The sequence below is a fragment of the Verrucosispora sp. SN26_14.1 genome (assembly GCF_004307965.1).
In the GTDB taxonomy this organism is placed as follows: Bacteria; Actinomycetota; Actinomycetes; order Mycobacteriales; family Micromonosporaceae; genus Micromonospora.
Map to the genome: position 1 here is coordinate 1 of NZ_SISL01000514.1, position 3,984 is coordinate 3,984.

Genomic DNA, 3,984 nt, shown 5'->3' on the forward strand with positions numbered 1-3,984 from the left:
GAGACAGGTCGCCGGGGCCGCGGCCCGGACGGTGGGCGGCGGCGACGATCCGCAGGTCATCCTCGCCGCAGAGGTCGATGGCCCCGACCGGTACGTCGTCCGCCGTGGCGAGGACCCGGTCGACGCGCCCGGCCAGCAGCGCCGCGTCGGCCGAGGGTGTGAGGTCCGCTCCGGTGACCAGGATGTGCGGCCCGTCGCCGTGGTCGACCCGGATCGCGGTGTCGCTGCCGATCTGCGCGATCTGCTTTCCGACGAGTGCTTCGAGGACGGACCGGCGGGCGCGCCACGGCGCCGACACGGTCACCGACCGCCCGGTCGCCGGGTCGGTCAGCTCACCGGTGACGGTCGGCGCGGCACCGGCGTGCGCGAGCACCAGCAGACTGGCCGCCACCGTCTCGACATTGACCGACGCATTCGCCCCAGCGGCGTTTCCCGAAGCCACCAGCGATCGCGTCATCGCGCACTCCCTAATACCGGCGGGGGCAGAGAAAAGCAATTCATCGCGCCGCCGTCCACCCCATTCGTGCTGGACGAGTGATCCTTGAATTACTGTCCGTGTCCGGCAATTGGATCAGGTCCCGCCGGGTTACGAGGCAGCACGCTAGGAGTGACCGGATCGGGGTGTCAACGGCCAGAGACCGGGGGAACCAATCGGACATGCCATGGAAGATTGGGTCAGATACCCCGAGGACCTCGTCATCTTAGGGCCGTTTTTGCCTAGTTCCGGAGCGCACCCGCCAACGAAGCAGCCGGCGGCACGCTGGCAGAACTGTGCCAAGTGGAAACGGATCCGCCCCTTCAGCAGGTCTTTTGTGTGACCCTTGGGGGGCAGCCTTTAGGCCGCACCCGCGTCGGCGCGCCCTTTATCAAGGAGAAGGACATGTCACGGATTCTTGCCACGCGACGGATGCGGCTTTTCGTATTGGCGGACACGGCGTCGAACCTCGGCGACTTCGCGCTGTTCCTCGCCATGACGATCTGGGTCAAGACGATAAGTGGCAGCACCTCGGCCGCCGCCCTGGTGATGTTCTCCTTCGCCGCCGGCAGCCTTCTGCTGCCCGCCGCCGGGCTGCTCTCCGACCGGGTACGCCGACGCCCCCTGCTCATCGGCGCGAACCTCGCCCTCGCCGCCGTCGTCCTGCTGCTGCTCCTGGTCGGCGGCGCCCACCACGTCTGGCTCGTCTACGTGGTGATGTTCACCTACGGCGCGCTGGGCAGCGTGACCGGTCCCGCCCAGCTCGCCCTGCTGCCCTCCCTCGTGTCGAAGGACCTGCTGGGCGACGCCAACGGACTCATCCAGTCGGTCCGTGGCCTGATCCGGGTCTTCGCACCGGTGGTCGGCGCGGGTCTGTTCGCCTGGTTCGGCCCGGAGGCGGTCATCCTCATCGACGCCGCACTGTTCGTCCTGGCCGCCGGAGCCCTGCTCGCGATCAAGGTGGACGAGGCGAAGCCGGTCCCGTCCGGCGAACCCTGGCGCACCGAGATCACCGCCGGGCTGCGCTTCATCGGCCGCACCGTGACGCTGCGCCAGCTCGTCGTCTCCTGTGGACTGGCCATGCTCGTGCTGGGCTTCTTCGAGGCGATCGGGCTGGCCGTGGTCACCGCCGGGCTGGACCGCGAGCCGACGTTCCTCGGCGTACTCGGCGCGGCGCAGGCGGTCGGGACCATCATCGGCGGGGTCTCGGCGGGTGCGGTCCTGCGCCGGACCAGTGAGAGCATGACCGTGATCATCGGCCTGGCGATGGTCGCCGTCTCCAGCATGCTGCTGATGATCCAGGTGACGCCGCTGGTGGTCGCCGCGATGGCCCTGCTCGGCCTCTGCATCCCGTGGCTCGTCGTCGGCGCCACCACCGCCCTGCAACGCCGTACGCCGGAGCACCTGCTCGGCCGCGCGTCGGCGGCCTTCGAGTTCGCGGTGACCGTGCCGCAGACCCTGTCGATCGCCGTCGGCGCGGCCCTCATCGCCCTGCTCGACTACCGGCTGCTGCTGGGCATCGTGGCCGCCGCCGTCACCGTCTCCGCCGTCTACCTGGTCACCCGGCCCGCGCAGCCCACCGATTCCGACGAGCAGCTCACCGACGCGCAGGCCGGCGACACGCAGCCCGACGGCGCGCAGCTCACCGACGTGCCGGCCGGCGACGTACTGGCCGCCGCCGCCAAGCCGGTCGTGACGCCGACCTCGGACCGCTAGGCACCGCCCGCCGCTCCCGCCCGGACCGCCTCCTCCCGGCGCCTGACAACCCGCCGTTCTCACCAGGAGACAGACGCCCATGTCTTCGCATCAGGTCCCGACACTCCTCCTCGCGCTGGCCCTGATCTCGCTGCTCGCCTTCGGGGCGGGCGCGGTGGCCCGACGGTTGCGGCAACCTCCCGTGATCGGTGAGGTGCTGGTGGGCATCCTGCTCGGCCCGACGCTGTTCAACGGCCTCGTCTCCGACACGCTCTTCCCGACCGACATCCGGCCGATCCTGACCGCCCTGGCCACGATCGGCGTCGTGCTGTTCATGTTCACCGTCGGGACGGAGCTGAACGCCGGCCTGCTGCGGGGACGACGGATGGTGGCCGGCACGGTCGCCGCCGGCTCCATCGCCGTGCCGTTCGGGCTCGGCGCGCTACTGGCCGTCTACCTGTTCCCCCGGCACCCCACCGACAGCAAGCTGGGCTTCGTGCTGTTCATGGGGGCGGCCATGTCGGTGACCGCGTTCCCGGTGCTGGCCCGCATCCTCATCGACCGGGGCCTGAGCCGCACCTGGCTGGGCAGCGTGGCGCTGGCCTGTGCCGCCATCGACGACGTGCTCGCCTGGACGCTGCTCGCCGTCGTGGTCGCGGTTGCCGGGGCCGGTGCCGGATCCGTCTGGGTGCTGCTCTTCGTGCCGTACGTGCTGGCCATGTTCCTGGTCGTCCGACCGCTGGTGGCCCGGCTGCTGGCCGAACGCACCGAGGGCGGTCCGCCCCGGCCGGCGGCGTTGGTGATCACATTGGTCGGGCTGCTGCTGTCGGCGGCGTTCACCGACTGGATCGGGCTGCACTTCATCTTCGGCGCCTTCCTGTTCGGCGTGGTGATGCCCCGCTCCGTCCTGCCCGAACAGGGCGTCACGGCCCTGGTCAGCGAGCGCATCACGCACCTGAACAGCATGTTGCTGCTGCCGATCTTCTTCGTGGTCGCCGGCCTGAAGGTCGACCTGTCCACCATGGACGTCGGTGACGCGATCGAGCTGGGGCTCATCCTGACGGTCGCGGTGGGCGGCAAGTTCGTCGGCGCCTTCGCCGCCGCCCGCCTCAGCGGGGTGGCCCCGCGACCGGCGGGCGCACTCGCGGTCCTGATGAACACGCGTGGCCTGACCGAGCTGATCATCCTCGCCGTCGGTCTGGAGCTCGGCATGCTCGACGGCCAGCTCTACTCCTCGATGGTGGTGATGGCCCTGGTGACGACCGCGATGGCCGGGCCGCTGCTGCAACTGCTCTACCCGATGCCCAGCGGCCGGGACACCGCGCCGCCGCACGCGCCGGACCTGGAACCGGCGGGCACCCCGGCCCGGTAGCGCCCGATCTCGACGACACACCGTGTCGGCGCGTCGCCCGACACGCCGACACGGTGTGCGATCTGTCCGAAACCGAACGTAGCGGTGTCGACGGACAGACAGAGACGAGCCTGGATCATCCGGGCCGATATAGCTTCCCCATCGACAGCGTCACCGTTCGATGAGGAGGGCCCACGTGACCCGCACACCGCCCATCACCGCCCGACTGCGGATCATGCTCGCCGTCGGTCTGAGCGCCGTGCTGGCGTCGGCGGTCGCCGACGCGCCGGCCACCGCGGCACCTACCACCACCGCCCGGTCCGGCGCGCACGCCGCCGTCGCGGACTCCGGGTCCGTACCCAGTTCCACCCTCTCCGCCAGCGTGCAGCGCGGCGTCGACGGCTCCCGGGGCGGCGGTGTCACCGGCGCCGCCGGCAGCCTGTCTCTTATACAACTCTGACGA

4 protein-coding genes are annotated in these 3,984 nt (G+C 70.6%); 3 read left to right on the plus strand and 1 reads right to left on the minus strand.

The annotated features are described in order from the left end of the window. Positions 1-391: hypothetical protein (locus EYA84_RS28135; RefSeq protein WP_131056922.1), on the minus strand; the 391-nt coding region annotated here is incomplete at its 3' end. A 489-nt stretch (positions 392-880) separates the two neighbouring features. Between EYA84_RS28135 and EYA84_RS28140 the strand changes: the two genes are divergently transcribed. The 3 genes from EYA84_RS28140 (at position 881) to EYA84_RS28150 (ending at position 3,981) form a co-directional block, all read left to right on the plus strand. Further along, positions 881-2,191, plus strand: a complete 1,311-nt coding sequence (locus EYA84_RS28140; RefSeq protein ID WP_131056924.1) for an MFS transporter — start codon at positions 881-883, stop codon at positions 2,189-2,191. Between the two features lie 79 nt (positions 2,192-2,270). Then, positions 2,271-3,542, plus strand: coding sequence for a cation:proton antiporter (locus EYA84_RS28145; protein WP_131056926.1), 1,272 nt, complete (start codon positions 2,271-2,273; stop codon positions 3,540-3,542). A 175-nt stretch (positions 3,543-3,717) separates the two neighbouring features. Then, positions 3,718-3,981: a hypothetical protein gene (locus tag EYA84_RS28150; protein WP_131056927.1), complete on the plus strand. Its 264-nt coding sequence runs from the start codon at positions 3,718-3,720 to the stop codon at positions 3,979-3,981. The last annotated feature ends 3 nt before the right edge of the window (positions 3,982-3,984 follow it).